Genomic DNA, 20,298 nt, shown 5'->3' with positions numbered 1-20,298 from the left:
CCCAAAAGCCCCCGGCAAAAACTTTCCCCCCAGTTAAAAAACTTTCCCAAACCCCTAGACGCCCCGCCCCCATTCCCCTATAAAGCCACTTCAGGAATATTTTATTCCCCACAAGAAACCGCGCTCATGGAACGAGCCAGCTGTCCTCAGACATTTTTTCGCTATGCGATGAGCTGCCGCCATCATCCCGAGGACGTGTCATGCAACACGAAAAAAACCATTTCATCATCAAGGTCACCTGTCCTGCGGTGTCCGGTATCGTCGCAGCCGTGACCACCTACCTGGCAGACAACGCTTGCTACATCGGGGAGATGGCGCAATTCGACGACGACTTCAGCGGCCGCTTCTTCATGCGCGCCGTGTTCCGCTTCAATGACGGCCACCCCGGCGACCTCGAACAGATCAAGGCCGGCTTCGCCGACATCGCCCAGGCCTTCGACATGCAGTGGGAACTGCACGACACCCGCGAACCCATGCGCGTGATGCTGATGGTCAGCAAGTTCGACCACTGCCTCACCGACCTGCTCTACCGCTACCACAAGGGCGAGATGGACATGACCATCACCGCCATCGTCTCCAACCACCTCGACCTGCGGCCCATGGCCGAGCGCGAGGGCATTCGCTTTATCTACCTGCCAGTGGCCAAGGACAACAAAGCCACCCAGGAAGCCGAACTGATGAAGATCGTCGACGACACCCGCACCGAACTGGTGGTGCTGGCGCGCTACATGCAAATCCTGTCCGACGACCTGTGCCGGCAACTGTCGGGGCGAGCGATCAACATTCACCATTCGTTCCTGCCCGGTTTCAAAGGCGCGAAGCCCTACCACCAAGCCTATCAGCGCGGGGTGAAGCTGATCGGGGCCACGGCGCACTACGTCACCAGCGACCTCGATGAAGGCCCGATCATCGAACAGGAAGTCCAGCGCGTAGACCACGTGTACAAGCCTGACGACCTGGTCGCCATCGGCCGTGACACCGAAACCGTCGCCCTGTCCAAGGCGGTCAAGTACCACCTCGAACACCGGGTATTCCTCAACCAGGACAGAACGGTGGTGTTCCGGTGAGTGACCCTAAACTGATCGACGGCAAAGCCGCCGCCGCCCGGGTGCTGCTGCAAGTGCGCGAGGATGTGGCACGCCTGCGTGAGCACGACATTGAACCGGCACTGGCGGTGATCCTGGTGGGCAGCGACCCGGCCAGCCAGGTCTATGTGCGCAACAAGATCCTGCGCGCCGACGAGGTGGGCATTCGCTCACTGGAGCACCGGCTGCCCGGCGACACCAGCACCGAACAACTGCTGATCCTGATCGGCCAACTGAATGCCAACCCGGCGATCAACGGGATCCTCCTGCAATTGCCGCTGCCGCCGCAGATGGACGAATTACGCGCCCTGGAAGCCATCGCGCCGGAGAAGGACGTGGACGGCTTCCACAGCCAGAATGTCGGCGGCCTCAGCCAGGGTCGCGCGGTGCTGACGCCTTGCACCCCCAGTGGTTGCCTGTATTTGCTGGAACAGACCCTGGGTGACCTGCGGGGCAAACATGCGGTGGTGATCGGCCGTTCGAACATCGTCGGCAAGCCCATGGCCGCCCTGCTGCTCAAGGCGGATTGCTCGGTCACCGTGCTGCATTCCCGCAGCCAGAACGCACAGGCCTTATGCCGACAAGCCGACATCGTGATCGCCGCCGTTGGTCGCCCGCGCTTGATCGATGCCAGCTGGTTGAAGCCCGGCGCGGTGGTGATCGACGTCGGCATCAACCGCATCGACGACGAGGGCCGCAGCCGTCTGGTGGGCGATGTCGACTTCGACGGTGCCCTGCCCCATGTCGCCGCCATCACCCCGGTGCCCGGCGGTGTCGGCCCGATGACCATTGCCTTCCTGATGAAAAACACCGTGGCCGCAGCCCTTGCGCAACACCACGCCTTACGCAGCCAATCGGAGGCCGTATGCCATTCAATCTATTGAAATACGGACTGAGCTCGGAGTACCCGGTGGAGGTGGACCTGCCACCGCCCAAGGAACTCAAGGCCAGCTACGACGTGGTGATCATCGGTGCCGGCGGCCATGGCCTCGCCACCGCTTACTACCTGGCCAAGTACCACGGCATCACCAACATTGCCGTGCTGGAAAAGTCATACCTGGGCGGCGGCAATACCGCGCGCAATACGGCGGTGATCCGCTCCAATTACCTGACCAGCGAGGGCGTCCGTTTCTATGCTGAGTCGGTGAAGATGTTCCAGTCGCTGTCCAACGAATTCGACTTCAACATCATGTACTCCGAGCGCGGTCAGCTGACCCTCGCGCATACCGATGCCACCGTGCGTTCGTTTCGCCAGCGGGCCGAGGTCAACAAGCACTTTGGCGGGCGTACCGAGATGATCGACCGCCAACAGATCCGCGAGTTGGTGCCCAGCCTCAACCTCGACCCCGGCCACTTGCCGGTGATCGCCGGGCTCTGGCACATCGACGGCGCCACCGCGCGCCATGACGCCGTGGCCTGGGGCTACGCCAAGCAGGCGGCCAAGCGTGGCGTGGAAATCCACCAGCTCACCGAAGTGCAGGACCTGATCATCGAAAACGGCGCGATCACTGCGGTCAAGACCAATCGCGGCACCATCAAATGTGGCTGCGCGGTGCAGGCGATTGCCGGGCACAGTTCGTTGCTGATGGCCAAGGCCGGCATCCGCTCGCCGATCCAGACCTTCCCGCTGCAGGCGATGGTGACCCAGCCGTTCAAGCCGTTCCTCGACCCGCTGGTGAGTTCCTCAGCCCTGCACTGCTACGTGCAGCAAACCAGCCGTGGCGAAGTGGTGTTCGGCGGCGGTTCCGACCCTTATCCGCTGTTCAATACGCGCTCGACCCTGGACCTGAAAGAAAGCCTGCTGGCCCACGCCATCGAGATGTTCCCGTTCCTGGCCAACGCCAAGTTGATGCGCCAATGGGCCGGGATCACCGACATGACGCCCGACTACAGCCCGATCATGGGCCTGTCGCCCGTGAAGAATTACTACCTCGACGCCGGTTGGGGCACCTGGGGGTTCAAGGCAACGCCCATTTGCGGCAAGACCATGGCCGAACTGGTGGCCAGCGGCGGCAAGGTGCCGGAGCTGATCAAACCCTTTGGGCTCGAACGGTTTTCGACCTTCCAGCAAGTCAACGAAATGGGCGCCACGGCGGCCAGTCACTAAGTGGAGAGCGGACTATGAAAATCATGACTTGCCCGCTCAACGGGCCGCGCAATATCAGCGAGTTCACCTACGGCGGCGAGTTCAAGCCGATGCCCGATCCGGTGAACTGCAGCGACGCCGAATGGGCCGACTACGTGTTCAACACCGACAACCTCGCCGGTGTGGTGCGCGAATGGTGGATGCACACGCCATCGAGCTATTGGTTCCTCGCCGAGCGCCACACCGTCACCGACGAGATCCTGCGCACCTTCGATCCCAAGGAACTGTTCAGTGCCCGCGTCGACTTCAACACCGCCAGGGAGATCGCCGGATGAACCGCCTACCCGCCCCCATGGGCTTGCTGATCCAGCGTGATCAGTTGCTCGATTTCAGTTTCGATGGCCAACGCTACCAGGGCTTGCAAGGCGACAGCATCGCCAGCGCACTGTTGGCCAACGGGCGTTTCCTGATCTCCCGTTCGTTCAAATACCACCGCCCCCGCGGCCCGCTGACCATGGCCGGCCAGGACGCCAACAGCCTGGTGCAGTTGCCCCAGGAGCCGAACGTGCTGGCCGACGCCCACGCGCTGTCCGGCGGTTTGCAGGTGAGTGCGCAGAACGTCAACGGCTCGCTGGACCACGACCGGGATGCCTACCTGGGCAAGTTCTCCAAATTCATGCCGGTGGGGTTCTACTACCGTTCGTTCTACAAGCCCAAGGGCATGTGGAAAGTCTGGGAACCGATCATCCGCAAAAAGGCCGGCCTGGGTGTGCTCGACCTGAAATTCCAGCCCGAGTACTACGACAAGGCCTACCTGTTTACCGACCTTGCGGTGATCGGCGCCGGCCCCGCCGGTTTGCAGGCGGCCCTCACCGCCGCGAATGCCGGGGCCAAGGTGTTGCTGATCGAGCAGCAGCCGATCCTGGGCGGCTCGCTGACCTATGCCCGCTTCGATATCGAAGGCACGCGCGCCGACGCCCTGCGCCGCGAGCTGCTCGGCGCAGTGCAGCAACACGCCAATATCCAGGTGCTGACCGAAGCCACCTGCAACGCCTGGTTCACCGACAACTACCTGCCGGTGATCCAGGGCAAGCGGATGTACAAGGTGCGCGCGCGCCAGTGCCTGGTGTGCAGCGGCTCGTTCGACCAGCCGGTGATCTTTCGCAATAACGACCTGCCGGGCGTGATGCTGACCAGTGCCGCACAACGCCTGATGAAACTGTACGCGGTCAAGCCCGGCAAACGTGCCGTGGTGCTGACCGGCAACGATGACGGTTACCTCGCCGCCCTCGACCTGCACGACCAGGGCGTGGACGTGGCCGCCGTGATCGACCTGCGTCACGCCCCCGCCGACCAGGCACTGCCTGGCGCCCTGGCCCAACGCAACATCCGTTGCCTGAACAACAGCACGGTATTCGAGGCCTTGCATGAAAAAGGCATGCGCCATGTGAAGGGCGTCGATGTGCGCCAGATCACTGGCCAGGGTCAGGTCAGCAGCAGTGGGCAACTGATTGACTGCGACCTGCTGTGCATGTCCGCCGGCTATATGCCGGTCTATCAACTGCTGTGCCAGGCCGGCGGCAAGCTGGCTTATGACGACCAGCGTGCAGCGTTCAGCCTCAGCGGTTTGCCCCATAACCTGAACGTGGCGGGTTCCGTCCACGGTCGGCACCAGTTGGACAACGTGCTGGTGGACGCGACCAATGCCGCCGCCAACAGCGTGCTCGCCCTCGGCTTGAGTGCCGCCGGCCCGCAGTTGCCGTTGCGCAGCGAAGCCCAGGTGAATTTCAACTGGCCGATCTTCCCGCACCCCAAAGGCAAGGATTTCGTCGACTTCGACGAAGACCTGCAAGTGGCGGATATCGTCAACGCGACCCGCATCGGCTACCGCGATGTGCAGTTGGTCAAACGCTACTCCACCGTGGGCATGGGCCCGTCCCAGGGGCGTCACTCGGCGCTGCCGACGGCGCGGCTGGTGGCTTGGGCGACCCAGCGCAATATCAGTGAAACCGGGGTCACCACGGCGCGGCCGCCATTCGTGGCGGAGAAACTGGCGCATGTCGCCGGGCGCGCTTTCGACCCTTACCGGCAAACGCCGATGCATGCCCGGCATGTGCAGGCCGGGGCGAAAATGATGCCCGCCGGCATCTGGCAACGCCCGGCGTATTACGGCAAGCCGCAGGATCGCGAGGCGTGCATGCAGGCCGAAGCCCTGCAGGTGCGCAACAAGGTCGGCCTGATCGATGTCTCGACCCTGGGCGGCCTGGATGTGCGCGGCCCGGACGCCGCCGAATTGCTCAACCGGATGTACACCTTCGCGTTTCTCAAGCAGCCGGTGGGCCGGTCGCGCTATGCGCTGATGACCAATGAACACGGGGTGGTGATCGACGACGGCGTGTGCGCACGGCTGGGCGACAACCACTTCTACGTCACCGCGACCACCAGCGGCGTCGACCGGATCTACCAGCAGATGCTCAAGTGGAATGCACAATGGCGCCTGGACGTGGACGTGGCCAACGTCACCGCCGCGATCTGCGCGGTGAACGTGGCCGGGCCGGACTCGCGCAAGGTGCTGGAGCAAGTCTGCAGCGACCTCGACCTCAGCGCCGAAGGCTTCCCGTACCTGGGCGTGCGCCAGGGCACAGTGGCCGGGATCAAGGCCCGGTTGCTGCGGGTCGGTTTTGTCGGCGAACTGGGTTACGAAATCCACGTGCCTGCGCGCCACGGCCTGGCGTTATGGGATGCCTTGATGGCGGCCGGCAAGGCCTTTGACATTCGCCCCTTCGGCGTCGAAACCCAGCGCCTGCTGCGTTTGGAAAAAGGCCACGTGATCATCAGCCAGGACACCGACGGCATGACCCACCCGGCAGAAATCGACATGGGCTGGGCAGTCAGCCGCAACAAGCCGTTCTTCGTCGGCCGGCGCTCGGTAGACATCCTTGAAGCCCAGCCGCTGAAACGCAAACTGGTGGGTTTCACCTTGCCCAAGGGCAGCGTGCAACCGCTGGAAGGCCACCTGGTGCTCAACGGCCCGGACATCAGCGGCAACGTCACCTCCTGCGAGTACTCCACCACCCTGGGCAAAATAATCGGCCTGGCCTACGCCGGTATCGACCAGAGCACGCCGGGGCAGCGGATTGCGATTCGCGTCGAGGGCGGCATTGTCGTCCAGGCCGAGGTAGTGCCACTGCCCTTTTTCGACCCCACCAACCAACGCCAGGAGGGTTAAGCCATGACCAGTCTGAAAGCCCACGAGATGCTCACGCCGGCGTGCCGCCTGGTGGACCAGACCGACCTGCCCCGGGTTGGTTTTCGCGGCGCGCAGAGCGCCGAGTACCTTACGGCGCGCGGCTTCACGTTGCCGGGCGCGCCCAACCAGGCCTGCGCGCAAGCGGATGGCAGTTGGGTGGTACGCCTGTCGCAGAACGAATACCTGGTGCTGGGCAGCCCGCAGGATCAGGGGCAGCGGATTGCCGATGAAGAAGCGCGTTGGGAACTGGACCACCGCGCCAATTACCTGCTGCCGCGCCAGGACAGCCATGCCTGCGTATGGCTCAGCGGCGATGTGATTGCCCAGGTGATGGCGAAGCTCTGTGGTGTCGACCTCAGCGTGGCCGCCTTCAAGCCCGGGGCGGTGGCGCAGACATCGGTGGCGCGGGTGAATGCGATTGTCATCCACACAGGAAGTGTGGAGGTGCCGGCGTTTCATATCCTGTGGGATCGCGCCTCGAAGGAGTACTTCGATGGCGCGTTGCGGGATGCGTTGCAGGAGTTCGGCGGGGTGGCTCAGTCGGTGTAGCCCAACCGTGCCGCCCTGACCTTTTGGCTGCGTTGACGTGTCGCCAGGCAGTAATACAACGGGCACGTCACCACCAACCCCACCAGCCACGACAGGTCTGCGCCTTCCACCAGGTTGGCGTAGGGCCCCACGTACAGCGACGTATTGGCAAACGGCAGTTGCACGATGATGCCGATGAAATACGCCACGATCGCGTGCAGGTTAAAGCGCCCGTAAATCCCGCCGTCCGCCTGGAAGATCGAGGCAATGTCGTAGACGCCGCGCTTGATGACATAGAAGTCAATCAGGTTGATCGATGCCCACGGCACCAGCACGATCAACAGCGCCAGAATCAACCCGATGAATTGCGAGATAAAGTCCGCTGACGCGCCCAACGCAACCACACAGCATCCGGCGAGCACCACTCCCGATAGCATCACCCGCACCTTGATGCTGGGTGTCCACTGGCTGGCAAAGGTCTGAATCGAAGTAATGATCGACAGCACCGCGCCGTACAGATTCAGCGCGTTGTGGCTGATGATATTGAGCAGGAACAACACCATCAGAATGGGCCCCAGCCAGCCTGTGGCCTGCTTGACCGCGACCATCGCTTCGGTGCCTTCGGGCGTTGCCAGGGCGGCGACCAGGCCAAAGGAGAACGACAAGATGGTGCCGAGGGTGGCGCCCAGGTAGGTGGCGACAAAGGGTCGGGTGATGCCGATATCCACCGGCAGGTAGCGCGAATAATCACTGGTGTAGGGCGAGAAGCTGATCTGCCAGATCACCCCCAGCGACACCGTTGCCAACCAGCCGGCCAGGTTGAAGCCGCCACGGGTGAGGAAGTCGGCCGGCAGGTCATGGGCAAAAATGTAGAGGAAGCCCGCCAGCAATGCGCTGCCCATCACCCAGGTGCCGATGCGGTTCAGGGTATGGATAAAGCGATAGCCGATGACGCCGATGGCCGTGGCGCTGAGCGCGCCGATCAGGATGCTGGCCGGCACCGGTACCGACGGCACGATGCCGACGATGGATTTGCCGGCCAGCACGATGTTGGAAATGAAGAAGCCGATGTAGATCAGGGCCGCGAAGAACACGATCAGCAGCGCGCCGTAACGGCCGAACTGGCCCCGGCTCTGCACCATCTGCGGGATGCCCATGCGCGGGCCCTGGGCCGAGGCGAGGGCAATCACGATGCCGCCGAGCATGTGCCCGAGGGCAATCGCCAGCAGCCCCCACACCAGGTTGAGATGGAACACCTGGGCCACCATGGCGCCGGTGACGATGGGCAGCGGTGCAATGTTGGTGCTGAACCATAAGGTGAACAGGTCGCGGGCCTTTCCATGGCGCTCCGCGAGGGGGACGTAATCGACCGTGTGATTCTCGATCAGGGGATCTTGCCGGGACATCTGGGGCATGGAAATGAACTCGCGTTTGTCTGATCTTATAGTTGTTTGACGCCAAACCGGGGGAGCTCTCTGGCCGCCCCTCAGATGAACACCATATTATGGTATTCCAACATTTTCACAAGACTGATCCGTAGTCTCAAGCTGCATCTGATCCGTAATTGTGCCACATGCCCTCTCGCGTTTTCGCGCCTTTACCCCCGTATTTATTGGTTATAAGACCAAAGGCTGACGTTGGTCGGCGGCTTGAAAAAGCCCTTGATTAGATTGTATTACGGTATACCATCAGACCTACAAATCCATAAAATCCGCTTCACCGCCAGAGGACTGTCCCATGATCGATGCCGCCATCTACAAACAAGTGATGGGTTCGTTTCCGTCCGGGGTCACCGTGATCACCACGCTCGATGACGACGGGCAAATTGTCGGGTTGACCGCCAGTGCCTTCAGCTCGTTGTCCATGGACCCGGCCCTGGTGCTGTTCTGCCCCAACTACAGCTCCGACTCCTACCCTGTGCTGATCAAGAACAAACGCTTTGCCATCCATGTGCTGTCCGGTGGGCAGCAGAGCGAAGCCTATGCCTTCGCGCGCAAGGGCAAAGACAAGGCGCAGGGTATCGAGTGGACCTTGAGCGAGCTGGGCAACCCGATCCTCGCCAATGCCACGGCGGTGATCGAATGCGAGTTGTGGCGCGAATATGAAGGCGGCGACCACGCCATCATGGTCGGTTCGGTGAAGAACCTGATCGTGCCCCAGCAGAACGCCGGGCCACTGGTGTATTGCCACGGCAAGATGGGCGCCCTGCCCGTCATTGCCTGATCGTTGCGCTGGCAGGCGCCCGGCAGGCCGGGCGCCCATCGGTCACGTGCGAAAACGGCTGACCAACTGATTCAACGTCTGCGACAACGCCGTCAACTGCCGCGCATCCTGGCGCGTGGAATCGGCCAGGCTCGCCACCAACTGCGCATCCCCGTGAATCTGGCTGATATGCCGATTGATGTCTTCCGCCACCTGGTGCTGCTCTTCGGCGGCCGTGGCGATTTGCGTATTCATGTCGCGGATCACGTCCACCGACTCGCGAATCAAGCCGAAGCTGGCCCGTGCATCGTTGATCGACACCACCGTTTCCTGGGACACCTCCAGGCTGGCATGCATCTGCTTGCCCATCTGATGGGTGCGCCGCGCCAGGTTGCCCAGCAGCCCGTCGATCTCGCCGGTGGAGTCTGAGGTGCGCTTGGCCAAGGCCCGTACCTCGTCCGCCACCACGGCAAATCCACGGCCCTGCTCACCGGCCCGTGCGGCCTCGATGGCGGCGTTCAACGCCAGCAGGTTGGTCTGCTCGGCGATGGAGCGGATGGTGCCGAGGATCGACTGGATGTCGTTGCTGTCTTTTTCCAGCTGCTCCATGGACTGCGCGCAATGGCCGACTTCTTCGCTCAGGCGCCCGACGCTGCTTACCGCAGCGTCGATCTGCTGCTGGCCGGTGTGCGCCTGGCGCTGGCCGTTGTCGGCCGAGTCAGCGGCCTGGCTGCAGGACCGCGCGACTTCGTTGGAGGTGGCGACCATTTCGTGAAACGCCGTGGAGACCATGTCCACCGCTTCGCGCTGGCGTTCGGCGACCTCGGCCATTTCCACCGAGACTTCGGTGGCACTGCCGGAGCTGCTGTGGATCTGTGCGGCCGCCTGGCCAATGCGCTGGATCAGTGTGCGGATGGCTTCAAGGAACTGGTTGAACCAGCCGGCGAGCTGCGCCGTCTCGTCGCGCCCTTTGACGGGCAGGCGCGCCGTCAGGTCGCCTTCGCCCTGGGCGATGCCTTCCAGCCCGCTGGCCACGCCGCGAATCGGCTTGACGATCAGCCCGGCAAACCAGGCGCCCACCACCGCAAACAACACCGCGCACACCAGCGCGATGGCCGCAATCAGCCAGGTGAGCCGCGCCGCGCCGGCCATCACTTCGCTTTCCCGCACCACCCCGACAAACCGCCAGCCCAACGCCTTGGACGGCCAGACAAACGCCATGTAGCGTTCCCCGGCCAACTCGACCTGCACCAGGCCCTGGCCGGCCTCGCTCAGCTGCCGGTAACCGTCGCCCAACTCGCCGAGCTGCTTGAAGTTGTGGGACGGGTCATTCGGGTCCACCAGCACCGTGTTATTGGCTTCCATCAACATCAAGTAGCCGCTGTCACCCAGCTTGATCTGTTTGACCAGGTCGGTCAGTTGCTTGAGGGAAACGTCAATGTTCACCACCCCGCTCGCCTTGCCCTGGCGGTCGTTGAAGCTTTGCACCGTGCTGACCAGCACCACGTCATCGGCGGCCCAGTAATAGGCCTCGGTGCGCAGGGTCTTGCCGGGTTGCGCCATGGCCGTCTTGTACCAGGGCCGGGTGCGCGGGTCGTAGCTTGCGAGTTTGGGATCGCCCGGCCAGAACACATAACCGCCGTCTTCGGTACCCAATGACAAGTAGGTGTAGGCCCCATGACTCTTGGCCAACCCCTCGAACAGCTTGAACAACTGCTGGTCACGCTCACCGGGAGCGACCTGGGCGGCATCGCTGGCCAGATAGCGTTTCACGTCGCCATTGATGCCCTGCAACTGCGGGTGCGCCGCCAGGTAGGCGACGTTCTGGCTGATGCCTTCGAAAAACAGCTGCATGGCGTTGTCGACCTGGCGAATTTCACGTTCGCTGCCGTCGATAAAGCCGTCCCGTGCCTCATGGCGCACGTTGAGGATGATCATCACCGCCACCAGAATAACCGGCAGGCTGGCGATCACCGCAAACGCCAGGATCAATTTTTGTTTTATGTTCATCGAGCTCGCTTTCCTTGTGAGGTAAGTGTGCGACCGTTGGAGAGAAAAGTTTTGCGGATATTCCGTATTATGGTATACCAACAATCAATCCGCCGAACAGCCGTCATCACTGGCACGCTTCACATTGGCGAGAGCACTTAAGGGCCCGCAGTCGACAGGCCGATCACAATAGATCCGAGGTAAGCGTCATGAAATTTTCCCTGTTCGTGCACATGGAACGCTGGGATGAAAGTGTCAGCCATCGCCAGTTGTTCGAAGACTTGACCGAACTGACCCTGATGGCCGAAGCCGGTGGTTTCAGCACCGTCTGGATTGGCGAACACCACGCCATGGAATACACCATCTCGCCCAGCCCGATGCCGCTGCTGGCTTACCTCGCAGCCAAGACCAGCACCATTCACCTGGGCGCGGGCACGATCATCGCGCCGTTCTGGCACCCGCTGCGGGTGGCAGGCGAATGCGCGCTGCTCGATGTGATCAGCAACGGACGCATGGAAGTCGGCCTGGCCCGTGGTGCCTACCAGGTCGAGTTCGACCGCATGGCCGGCGGCATGCCCGCCTCCAGCGGCGGCCAGGCCCTGCGCGAGATGGTGCCGGTGGTGCGTGCGTTGTGGAAAGGCGACTACGCCCACGACGGTGACATCTGGAAATTCCCCACCTCCACCAGCGTGCCCAAGCCCATCCAGCAGCCCAACCCGCCGATGTGGATTGCCGCTCGCGACCCCGACTCCCACAACTTTGCGGTGGCCAACGGCTGCAACGTGATGGTCACCCCCTTGATGAAGGGCGACGAAGAAGTCCTCGACCTGAAGAACAAGTTCCAGGCCGCGCTGGACAACAACCCGGACGTGCCGCGCCCGCAACTGATGGTGCTGCGCCACACCCACGTGCACGCCGTGGACGACCCTGAAGGCTGGAAAGTCGGGGCCAAGGCCATCGCCCGGTTTTATCGCACCTTCGATGCCTGGTTCGGCAACAAGACCGTACCGGTCAACGGCTTCCTCGACCCGAGCCCGGAAGAAAAATTCGCCGGCCGCCCGGAGTTTGAACTGGAGAGCCTGCACAAGACCGCAATGATTGGCACGCCGGAAGAGATCATCCCGCGCATCCAGTATTACCAGTCCCTGGGGGTCGACGAGTTCAGCTTCTGGTGTGACAACAGCCTGCCCCACGCGGAGAAGAAAAAATCCCTCGAGCTGTTTATCAAGCACGTGGTGCCGGCATTTCGCTGAGGTCAATCCCTGAGCCGCACACCGCGCCGACAAAAAAAACGCCACTCAATGAGTGGCGTTTTTCATACCCTTTTCGACGTCAAGACCAAGGCCCGGCTCGAAGCGCTACCCCACCCAACTGATCGCAGTCTTTGGAATCACCTCGGACTCATCCAGCTTGGAAGCAAACATGCTCACGGCCTCGACCGCGTCGCTGGTGCCATTGCGAATCTGCAAAATCACCGAGCCGGCTTGATCGGCCAGGGTAACGCCGCGCTGCGCGCCTTCCTGGGTGGCATTCATGCTGACGACGGCGTCGCGTGTCTCGGCGAGTATCTTGCTGATCATCTCGGAAATTTCCGCCGTCGAACGACTGGTGCGCCCCGCCAGTTGCCTGACCTCGTCGGCAACGACTGCAAACCCGCGCCCTTGATCCCCCGCGCGGGCGGCCTCGATGGCCGCATTGAGTGCCAGCAGGTTGGTCTGGTCGGCGATCCCGCGAATGGTGTTGACGATCGCCGTGATCTGCTCGGAGCGATCGCCCAGTTGCCCCACCAATCGCGCGGACGCACCGATATTGTCGGCAATTCGGCGCATCTCGCTGGCCGTCTCTTGAATGACCTGAGTGCCCTGCTCGGCAAACTTCTCCGTCTCGGCAGAGATATGGTAAGCCCGAGAGGCTCCGCGGGAATCGGCCTCGAATTTCTCGACCCGCTCGGTGATATCGCTGGCGAACTTGACGATCTTGGTTAACTTGCCGTCGGCGTCATAGACCGGGTTATAGCTTGCCTCCAGCCACACGACGCGGCCGTGCTTGCCGAGGCGCTTGAATTGCCCGCGGAAAAACTCACCCGCATTCAGGCGACGCCAGAAGTCCGTGTACTCATTGCTGTTAACAAGGGCGGGTTCGCAAAACAGGCGGTGATGCTTGCCCTGAAGTTCCGCCATCCCATAACCCATCACATTCAGAAAGTTTTCGTTGGCGACCAATACATTGCCGCTCAGGTCGAATTCGATCACCGCCATGGCCCGGTCCAGCGCCACGAGCTTGCTGCGGGTAGCGGCCTCCTGCGCCACTTTGTCGGTGACGACAAGCGCGTACTTGACGATCCTCAACACCTGGCCACGCTCGTCCAGCACCGGGTTATAACTGGCCTCCAGCCAGACCGTCTGCCCTTCTTTATTGACCCGCTGAAACGTGCCGGAGACGAACTTGCCGGCCCGAAGCTCCGCCCAGAACTGGCTGTACGCCGCGCTGTTCGTCAACGCCGGCAAACAAAAGTCCCGGTGTGACTTTGCGCTCCATTCATCCGCGCGATACCCCAACGCCTGCAAGAAATTTTCGTTGGCGCGAAGCACCTTGCCGTTCAAGTCGAACTCGACCACGGCCATGGAGCGCTCAAGTGCAGCCATCAGTCCTTTGTACCCTGCAACATCGGCCGTCCTGGCCGCCAGTTCCGTTTTTAACGTTTTATTGAACATGACGTACCCCTTCAGAGCAGTGGACTCTAAAGGCGCTATCGGCTGTCAGGCACGGAACTGAACACAGCTCGCTGAGTTTTCATTTGACGTCAATTTAACGGCTGCAGCACCAATGTTAAAATATGTTATTTGAAAAAATAACTTCACATAATCTGATCACTGGTGGATTATCAGCCCTACACGCAACACACCCTGACCACAGAACGGGAACCCCCATGAATAATAAAAACGTAGGCGTTATCGGACTTGGCGCGATGGGCCTGGGCATCGCCCGCTCGTTGCTGCGCAACGGCTTCAATGTGCATGCCTGTGACGTGCGCGAAGCCGTCACCCAACAATTCGCCAGCGAAGGCGGCGTGGCCTGCAGTTCACCCGCCCACATGGCAGGTGAATGCGATGTGATCATCACCGTGGTGGTGAATGCCGAACAGACCGAGACCGTGTTGTTTGGCGAGCACTCGGCGGCCGCTGCATTGCGCCCGGGAAGCCTGGTGATTGGCTGCGCCACGGTGGCACCGACCTACGCCGTGGAGCTGGGCAAGCGCCTGGCCGACGCCGGGTTGCTGTACCTCGACGCCCCTATCTCCGGGGGTGCCGCCAAGGCCGCCGCCGGCGAAATGACCATGATGACGTCCGGCCCGGCCCAGGCCTATGCCAAGGCTGACCACGTTCTCGCGGGCATGGCCGGCAAGGTCTATCGCCTGGGCGACGCGCATGGCCTGGGCTCCAAGGTCAAGATCATCAACCAGTTGCTGGCGGGCGTGCACATTGCGGCTTCCGCCGAAGCGATGGCGCTGGGGCTGCGCGAAGGGGTCGACGCCGATGCCTTGTATGAAGTGATCACCCACAGCGCCGGCAACTCCTGGATGTTCGAGAACCGCGTGCCACACATTCTCAAGGCCGATTACACGCCGTTGTCCGCCGTGGATATTTTCGTCAAGGACCTGGGCCTGGTGCTGGATACCGCACGGGCCAGCAAGTTCCCGCTGCCGTTGTCGGCCACCGCACACCAGATGTTCATGCAGGCCTCCAGCGCGGGGTTCGGGCGTGAAGACGATTCGGCGGTGATCAAGATTTTCCCGGGCATCGAACTGCCGACCGCCAAGCCTGACTCCGTATAAGGACCGCTCCATGAACCGACCTGCCGCACGCCCCTTGCTGGGCTGCATCGCCGACGATTTCACCGGGGCCACCGACCTCGCCAACATGCTGGTGCGCGGCGGAATGCGCACCGTGCAGAGCATTGGCATCCCGAGCGACGAAGTCGCGGCCGGGCTGGACGCCGATGCCATCGTCATTGCCCTGAAATCCCGCACCCTGCCGGTTGCCGAGGCCGTCGCCGACTCCTTGGCGGCCCTGGAATGGCTGCGCGCACAGGGTTGCGAGCAGATTTTCTTCAAGTACTGCTCCACGTTCGATTCGACGCCCGCCGGCAATATCGGCCAGGTCAGCGAAGCGCTGCTCAAGGCGTTGGGCAGTGACTTCACCCTCGCCTGCCCGGCGTTTCCGGAAAACGGTCGGACGATTTTCCGCGGCCATCTGTTCGTGCAAGACCAGTTACTCAATGAGTCGGGCATGCAGCACCATCCGCTGACCCCCATGACCGATGCCAACCTGGTGCGCGTGCTGCAATCGCAAACCTCACACAAGGTCGGCCTGCTGCGCTACGACAGCATCGCCCAGGGCGTGTCGCAGGTTCGCGAGAAGATCGCCGAGCTGCGCGCCCAGGGTGTCGGCATGGCGGTTGCCGATGCCCTGTCCGACCAGGACCTTTATACCCTCGGTGCCGCCTGCGCCGACTTGCCCCTGTTGACCGGCGGCTCGGGCCTGGCCCTGGGGCTTCCGGAAAACTTCCGCCGTGCCGGCAAGCTGCGCGACTTCGATCCGGCCTCGCTGCCAACCGTGGAAGGCGGCGAAGTGGTGCTGGCTGGCAGTGCGTCGATCGCCACCAACGGCCAGGTTGCCGCCTGGATCGAGGCCGGGCGTCCGGCACTGCGCATCGACCCGCTGGCCCTGGCGGCCGCAGAGCCGGTGGTGGAAAACGCTGTGGCCTTTGCGCGCAACACGCCACACACCGTATTGATCTACGCCACCAGCACCCCGGACGAGGTCAAGGCCGTCCAGCAACAACTGGGCGTCGAGCGGGCCAGTGAGCTGGTGGAGAACGCCCTGGGCGCCATCGCCCACGCCCTTCGCGACAGCGGCGTGCGACGCTTTGTGGTGGCCGGCGGTGAAACCTCCGGTGCCGTGGTGAAAGCCCTCGGCGTACACCTGTTGCAGATTGGCGCACAGATCGACCCCGGCGTACCGGCCACCGTCAGCAACAGCGCCGAGCCGCTGGCGCTGGCCCTCAAGTCCGGCAACTTCGGCGGCCGGGACTTTTTCGACAAGGCCCTGAAGCAACTGGCCGGAGGTGCGCAATGAGTCGCGAAAACGCTCTGCGCGAGGAGATTTGTACGGTCGGGCACAGCCTCTACCAGCGCGGATTTACCGTGGGCAGCGCCGGCAATATCAGCGCCCGGCTCGATGACGGCTGGCTGATCACCCCCACCGACGCCTGCCTTGGGCGCCTGGACCCGGCGGCGATCGCCAAGGTCGATCTGACGGGCAAATGGATCTCGGGTGACAAGCCCTCGAAGACCCTGGCCCTGCATCGCCAGGTCTACGATCGCAACCCCGGGGTCGGTGGCGTGGTGCATACCCACTCCACCCATCTGGTGGCACTGACGCTTGCCGGCGTGTGGAGCCAGGACGACATCCTGCCGCCGCTGACGCCGTACCAGGTGATGAAGGTCGGCCATATCCCGCTGATCAACTATCAACGCCCTGGCGCACCCAATGTCGCCGAACAGGTGGCGCAGTTCGCCAACCGCGTGCGTGGCGTGATGCTCGAGCGCCTGGGGCCGGTGGTCTGGGAAAGCTCCGTGTCCAGGGCCAGTTATGCCCTGGAAGAACTCGAAGAAACCGCACGGCTTTGGCTGATGAGCAACCCGCGCCCGACGCCACTGGACCAGGCCGCCCTGGACGAACTGCGGGAGACATTCGGCGCCCAGTGGTAGGCCCCGAGATTTACCCGCAACCCCCTTGATGCACGCCTTCGCGACGAGAGGCAGCCAAGCTGTCGCGACAACGTGCCTGAACAATAAAAACAACAGGACATTCCAGCATGACCCAGCCCTACTGCAGTGTTGACGCTTACCGTGGCACTCACCCTTCACACGTTCAACGTGGCGGGTGGATGCTATGAGCCCGCTTATTCTGATGGCAACCGCCGGTCTCGGGATCGCCCTTCTGCTGTTCCTGGTCCTCAAGTACAAATTCCAGCCGTTTGTGGCGCTGATGCTGGTGAGCATCCTGGTGGCGCTGGTCGCCGGGGTGAAACCGGCTGACCTGGTCGCCACCATCGAAGGCGGGATGGGCAAGACCCTCGGCCACATCGCAATCATCATCGCCCTGGGCGCCATGATCGGTCGCATCATCGAGCTGTCCGGCGGCGCCGAGGCGCTGGCGAAAACCCTGATCGAACGCTTCGGCAACCGGCGCACGCCCCTGGCGCTGACCATGGCCGGCTTCATCATCGGTGTGCCGGTGTTCTTTGAAGTGGGGGTGATCATCCTGATGCCGCTGGCGTATGGCGTTGCCCGCCGGGCGCGCAAGCCGCTGCTGATGTTTGCCTTGCCGATGTGCGCGGCATTGCTCACGGTGCATGCGTTCCTGCCGCCGCATCCAGGTGCCGTGGCAGCCGCCAGCCAACTGGGCGCCGACCTGGGCCGGGTGCTGATGTTCGGGCTGCCGCTCACGGCATTCCTGTGCTACGTCGGCTACCGCGTGGCGGGATACATGACGCGGCGTTTCTACCCGATGTCGGATGATATCCGTGCGGAAGTCTACGGGCCGCACGTGACCAACGATGACCTGCGCGCCTGGCATGACGGCAACGCCCAAAACGTTGAAAGCAGCACTGCCGCCGTGGCACACATGGGGCTCGAGGAATCCACCAGCAGCATCGTTGCCAAGCTGCCACCCGCCCCGGCGCCGGGTTTCGGGCTGATCGTCAGCCTGATCCTGTTGCCCATCATTCTGATCCTGCTGGGCACCCTGGCGACGTCGCTGCTGCCCATCGAATCGACCCTGCGGGCGATCATGACCGTGCTCGGCGCACCATTGGTGGCGCTGCTGCTCGACACTTTGCTGTGTGCCTGGCTGCTCGGCTCCCGTCGCGGCTGGAGCCGTACCCAGGTGTCCGACGTGATCGGCTCGGCATTGCCTGGCGTGGCCATGGTGATCCTGATTGCCGGCGCCGGCGGTGTGTTCGGCAAGGTGCTGGTGGACACCGGGATCGGCGCGGTGGTCTCCGACCTGCTGCGCACCACCGGGCTGCCGGTACTGGCGCTGGGCTTCTTGCTGACCATGCTGCTGCGTGCGGTGCAGGGCTCGACCACCGTGGCACTGGTGACGACTGCGGGTATCATCAGCCCGCTGATTGTCACGCTCAACCTGACGCCCAACCATATGGCGCTGCTGTGCCTGGCCATGGGCGGTGGCGGGCTGGCGATGTCGCACATCAACGACGCCGGCTACTGGATTTTCACTAAACTGGCCGGGCTCAACGTGGCTGACGGCCTGCGCACCTGGACGGTGATCACCACCCTCCTGGGCACCCTGGGTTTCCTGATCACCCTGTTGATCTGGCCTTTTGTCTGAAGGAGTTCACATGCCTCGCTTTGCTGCCAACCTGAGCATGCTCTACCCCGAACACCCGTTTCTGGAACGCTTCGCCGCGGCCGCCGCCGATGGTTTCGAAGCGGTGGAGTACCTCTTTCCCTATGAGTACAGCCCACAGGATCTCCAACAACGCCTGACCGACAACGGCCTGGTGCAAGCCCTGTTCAACGCGCCGCCCGGTGATTGGGCCGCAGGCGAGCGTGGCATTGCGACCTTGCCGGGCCGCGAGGACGAATTTCGCGCCGGTTTCGACCGGGCGCTGGAATACGCCGCCGTGCTGGGCAACACCCGCATCCACGTGATGGCTGGTTTGCTGCCGTCGGAAAGTGAGCGTGCGCGTCACCACGGCGTGTACCTGGAAAACCTCGCCTACGCTGCCGCCCAGGCGCAGCAGGCCGGCGTCACGGTGTTGCTGGAGCCGATCAACACCCGGGACATGCCGGGGTTTTTCCTCAACCGCCAGGATCAGGCCCAGGCCATCTGCAAGGAGGTCGGCGCCAGCAACCTGAAAGTGCAGTTCGACTGCTATCACTGCCAGATCGTCGAGGGCGACCTGGCCGTCAAGCTGCGGCGCGACATGGGCGGCATTGGCCATATCCAGATTGCCGGCGTGCCTGACCGGCATGAGCCAGACCTCGGGGAGCTGAATTACCCATACCTGTTCGCGCTGATCGATGAACTGGGGTATGACGGCTGGATAGGCTGCGAATACCGACCGCGGGGCGACACCTCCGCTGGCCTGCAATGGCTGCGGGACTGGAAGGCACGTTAAGCCAAACCCGTGGCCATGGCACCACCGGCATGGCGAAGTTCTATGCGAAAGAGTTGGGGCAGTTCATGCAGCAGACCGAAAAAGCGCGCTAGGCCGGTTCGTGGTCGGACGGCAACATCAGTTCGACCCCTTGCTTGCGGATGCCGTCTGCGGCGGCGGGAGCCAACGCGGCGTCACTGATGACGATATCGAACTGCTCCAGCCCGGCAATCTTGTACATGCTGAAGGTGCCGTACTTGGAACTGCTGGCCACCAGTACCGCTTGCGACGCCGACTGCATGGCGACTTGCTTGACCTCCACCTTCAACGCCGAAGGCGTGGTGATGCCGCGCAGAAGGTCCCAGGAGCTGGTGGAGATGAAGGCGATGTCGGTGACCACCTGGCGCAAGGTGGCCACCGCAAGCCCGCCGACGCACGAATGGTTGGAGTGATCCAACTGCCCGCCCGTGTGAATCACCGTCACCTGCGGGGCATCCATCAGCGCCTGCACCACCCCGAAGTCGTTGGTCACCACGGTCATGCCGGCGAGTGCCTTGATGTAGGGAACGATCTCCAGCGTGCTGGTGCCGGCGTCCAGGTAAACCGTCATGTCCGCCCGCAGCAAGCGCGCGGCAAGCCTGGCCATGGCCTGCTTCTGCGGCAGCTCCACCACCGCCTTGAGTTGATGGCTCGGCTCGCTGTGAAGCTGGCTCGCAATGCGCACCCCACCGGTGACCGAATACGCCCGGCCTTCCTGCTCCAGCAACGCGATATCGCGCCGCACGGTCATGTGGGAGCAGTCGAACATCTCCATCAACTGATGAACACTCAGCACTTGATGCTTGCGCAACTGACGCAATATCAGCTCACGGCGCTGATCAGGAATCATCGGTGCGCCGCTCTCGGCGGTGATGTCCTTCTGGCTTGGCATTCAAGGCTCCAACGGGTACGGCGGGTGGGTTCGGGTA

16 protein-coding genes and 3 pseudogenes are annotated in these 20,298 nt (G+C 62.8%); 13 read left to right on the top strand and 6 right to left on the bottom strand.

The window, feature by feature from the left end; translation table 11 throughout:
• The first annotated feature begins 200 nt into the window (after positions 1-200).
• From purU to V3W39_RS26470, 6 genes are read left to right on the top strand one after another with little or no spacing between them, the layout of a single operon-like run.
• On the top strand, positions 201-1,067 hold the full coding sequence (gene purU / locus V3W39_RS26495; RefSeq protein ID WP_177047423.1) for a formyltetrahydrofolate deformylase: 867 nt from the start codon (positions 201-203) through the stop codon (positions 1,065-1,067).
• A complete protein-coding gene (gene folD, locus V3W39_RS26490) occupies positions 1,064-1,969 on the top strand; it encodes a bifunctional methylenetetrahydrofolate dehydrogenase/methenyltetrahydrofolate cyclohydrolase FolD (RefSeq protein WP_330213668.1) in 906 nt (301 codons plus the stop codon). The genes purU and folD overlap by 4 nt, the downstream gene beginning before the upstream one ends.
• A complete protein-coding gene (locus V3W39_RS26485; protein WP_177078802.1) occupies positions 1,951-3,192 on the top strand; it encodes an FAD-dependent oxidoreductase in 1,242 nt (413 codons plus the stop codon). Before folD ends, V3W39_RS26485 begins: the two co-directional genes overlap by 19 nt.
• A 14-nt stretch (positions 3,193-3,206) precedes the next feature.
• A complete protein-coding gene (locus tag V3W39_RS26480) occupies positions 3,207-3,506 on the top strand; it encodes a sarcosine oxidase subunit delta (protein WP_177047429.1) in 300 nt (99 codons plus the stop codon).
• A complete protein-coding gene (locus V3W39_RS26475) occupies positions 3,503-6,400 on the top strand; it encodes a 2Fe-2S iron-sulfur cluster-binding protein (RefSeq protein WP_330213667.1) in 2,898 nt (965 codons plus the stop codon). Before V3W39_RS26480 ends, V3W39_RS26475 begins: the two co-directional genes overlap by 4 nt.
• A gap of 3 nt (positions 6,401-6,403) precedes the next feature.
• Positions 6,404-6,970, top strand: a complete 567-nt coding sequence (locus tag V3W39_RS26470) for a sarcosine oxidase subunit gamma (protein WP_330213666.1) — start codon at positions 6,404-6,406, stop codon at positions 6,968-6,970.
• Here the strand turns inward: V3W39_RS26470 and V3W39_RS26465 are convergent.
• Entirely contained in the window at positions 6,958-8,364 is a 1,407-nt protein-coding gene (locus V3W39_RS26465) for a purine-cytosine permease family protein (protein WP_177078804.1), read from the bottom strand. The genes V3W39_RS26470 and V3W39_RS26465 overlap by 13 nt on opposite strands.
• Before the next feature lie 322 nt (positions 8,365-8,686).
• On the opposite strand from V3W39_RS26465, the gene V3W39_RS26460 reads away from it, so the two are divergent.
• Entirely contained in the window at positions 8,687-9,172 is a 486-nt protein-coding gene (locus tag V3W39_RS26460) for a flavin reductase family protein (protein ID WP_177047437.1), read from the top strand.
• Between the two features lie 42 nt (positions 9,173-9,214).
• On the opposite strand, the gene V3W39_RS33880 is transcribed toward V3W39_RS26460, so the two are convergent.
• Both V3W39_RS33880 and V3W39_RS33875 read right to left on the bottom strand, forming a co-directional pair.
• A complete protein-coding gene (locus tag V3W39_RS33880; RefSeq protein WP_371317309.1) occupies positions 9,215-9,943 on the bottom strand; it encodes a methyl-accepting chemotaxis protein in 729 nt (242 codons plus the stop codon).
• A 129-nt stretch (positions 9,944-10,072) separates the two neighbouring features.
• A pseudogene (locus V3W39_RS33875) lies at positions 10,073-11,089 on the bottom strand (cache domain-containing protein); the annotation flags it as partial.
• A 260-nt stretch (positions 11,090-11,349) separates the two neighbouring features.
• Between V3W39_RS33875 and V3W39_RS26450 the strand changes: the two are divergent.
• Positions 11,350-12,393, top strand: a complete 1,044-nt coding sequence (locus V3W39_RS26450; RefSeq protein ID WP_177047441.1) for an LLM class flavin-dependent oxidoreductase — start codon at positions 11,350-11,352, stop codon at positions 12,391-12,393.
• A gap of 105 nt (positions 12,394-12,498) precedes the next feature.
• On the opposite strand, the pseudogene V3W39_RS33870 reads toward V3W39_RS26450, so the two are convergent.
• Positions 12,499-12,972, bottom strand: a pseudogene (locus tag V3W39_RS33870) (methyl-accepting chemotaxis protein); the annotation flags it as partial.
• 117 nt (positions 12,973-13,089) lie between these two features.
• Positions 13,090-13,785: pseudogene (locus V3W39_RS33865) on the bottom strand (PAS domain-containing protein); the annotation flags it as partial.
• A gap of 191 nt (positions 13,786-13,976) precedes the next feature.
• On the opposite strand from V3W39_RS33865, the gene ltnD reads away from it, so the two are divergent.
• The 5 genes from ltnD (at position 13,977) to otnI (ending at position 19,351) form a co-directional block, all read left to right on the top strand.
• Positions 13,977-14,975 (top strand): L-threonate dehydrogenase, encoded by a 999-nt coding sequence (ltnD, locus tag V3W39_RS26440; RefSeq protein WP_330213664.1) that lies wholly within the window; start codon positions 13,977-13,979, stop codon positions 14,973-14,975.
• A gap of 10 nt (positions 14,976-14,985) precedes the next feature.
• Complete coding sequence (gene otnK / locus V3W39_RS26435; protein ID WP_330213663.1) at positions 14,986-16,278, top strand: 3-oxo-tetronate kinase; 1,293 nt, start codon at positions 14,986-14,988, stop codon at positions 16,276-16,278.
• Positions 16,275-16,913, top strand: a complete 639-nt coding sequence (gene otnC, locus V3W39_RS26430) for a 3-oxo-tetronate 4-phosphate decarboxylase (protein WP_330213662.1) — start codon at positions 16,275-16,277, stop codon at positions 16,911-16,913. The genes otnK and otnC overlap by 4 nt, the downstream gene beginning before the upstream one ends.
• Before the next feature lie 184 nt (positions 16,914-17,097).
• Positions 17,098-18,558 (top strand): GntT/GntP/DsdX family permease, encoded by a 1,461-nt coding sequence (locus tag V3W39_RS26425; protein ID WP_294735640.1) that lies wholly within the window; start codon positions 17,098-17,100, stop codon positions 18,556-18,558.
• A 10-nt stretch (positions 18,559-18,568) separates the two neighbouring features.
• Positions 18,569-19,351, top strand: coding sequence for a 2-oxo-tetronate isomerase (gene otnI, locus V3W39_RS26420; protein ID WP_330213661.1), 783 nt, complete (start codon positions 18,569-18,571; stop codon positions 19,349-19,351).
• A gap of 88 nt (positions 19,352-19,439) precedes the next feature.
• Here otnI and V3W39_RS26415 read toward each other — a convergent pair whose 3' ends face one another.
• The gene (locus V3W39_RS26415; protein ID WP_177047448.1) at positions 19,440-20,261 is read right to left on the bottom strand and encodes a DeoR/GlpR family DNA-binding transcription regulator; all 822 of its coding nucleotides are present in this window, start codon (positions 20,259-20,261) and stop codon (positions 19,440-19,442) included.
• Between the last annotated feature and the right edge of the window lie 37 nt (positions 20,262-20,298).

Origin of the sequence: Pseudomonas sp. Z18(2022), assembly GCF_036346535.1 — a bacterium.
GTDB classification, from domain to species: Bacteria; Pseudomonadota; Gammaproteobacteria; order Pseudomonadales; family Pseudomonadaceae; genus Aquipseudomonas; species Aquipseudomonas yamanorum_A.
The sequence above is the reverse complement of the archived record's forward strand: the minus strand, read 5'-3'. Positions and strand labels throughout refer to the sequence as shown.

What these genes read in the sequence shown, in the direction of transcription:
- V3W39_RS33880 (WP_371317309.1), bottom strand. Translation starts at nt 9,943, where the DNA reads ATGGTCTCCACGGCGTTTCACGAAATGGTCGCCACCTCCAACGAAGTC.
- V3W39_RS26465 (WP_177078804.1), bottom strand. Translation starts at nt 8,364, where the DNA reads ATGCCCCAGATGTCCCGGCAAGATCCCCTGATCGAGAATCACACGGTC.
- V3W39_RS26450 (WP_177047441.1), top strand. Translation starts at nt 11,350, where the DNA reads ATGAAATTTTCCCTGTTCGTGCACATGGAACGCTGGGATGAAAGTGTC.
- ltnD (WP_330213664.1), top strand. Translation starts at nt 13,977, where the DNA reads ATGTTATTTGAAAAAATAACTTCACATAATCTGATCACTGGTGGATTA.
- V3W39_RS26480 (WP_177047429.1), top strand. Translation starts at nt 3,207, where the DNA reads ATGAAAATCATGACTTGCCCGCTCAACGGGCCGCGCAATATCAGCGAG.
- V3W39_RS26415 (WP_177047448.1), bottom strand. Translation starts at nt 20,261, where the DNA reads ATGCCAAGCCAGAAGGACATCACCGCCGAGAGCGGCGCACCGATGATT.
- V3W39_RS26470 (WP_330213666.1), top strand. Translation starts at nt 6,404, where the DNA reads ATGACCAGTCTGAAAGCCCACGAGATGCTCACGCCGGCGTGCCGCCTG.
- otnK (WP_330213663.1), top strand. Translation starts at nt 14,986, where the DNA reads ATGAACCGACCTGCCGCACGCCCCTTGCTGGGCTGCATCGCCGACGAT.
- otnC (WP_330213662.1), top strand. Translation starts at nt 16,275, where the DNA reads ATGAGTCGCGAAAACGCTCTGCGCGAGGAGATTTGTACGGTCGGGCAC.
- V3W39_RS26475 (WP_330213667.1), top strand. Translation starts at nt 3,503, where the DNA reads ATGAACCGCCTACCCGCCCCCATGGGCTTGCTGATCCAGCGTGATCAG.
- V3W39_RS26485 (WP_177078802.1), top strand. Translation starts at nt 1,951, where the DNA reads ATGCCATTCAATCTATTGAAATACGGACTGAGCTCGGAGTACCCGGTG.
- purU (WP_177047423.1), top strand. Translation starts at nt 201, where the DNA reads ATGCAACACGAAAAAAACCATTTCATCATCAAGGTCACCTGTCCTGCG.
- otnI (WP_330213661.1), top strand. Translation starts at nt 18,569, where the DNA reads ATGCCTCGCTTTGCTGCCAACCTGAGCATGCTCTACCCCGAACACCCG.
- V3W39_RS26425 (WP_294735640.1), top strand. Translation starts at nt 17,098, where the DNA reads ATGAGCCCGCTTATTCTGATGGCAACCGCCGGTCTCGGGATCGCCCTT.
- V3W39_RS26460 (WP_177047437.1), top strand. Translation starts at nt 8,687, where the DNA reads ATGATCGATGCCGCCATCTACAAACAAGTGATGGGTTCGTTTCCGTCC.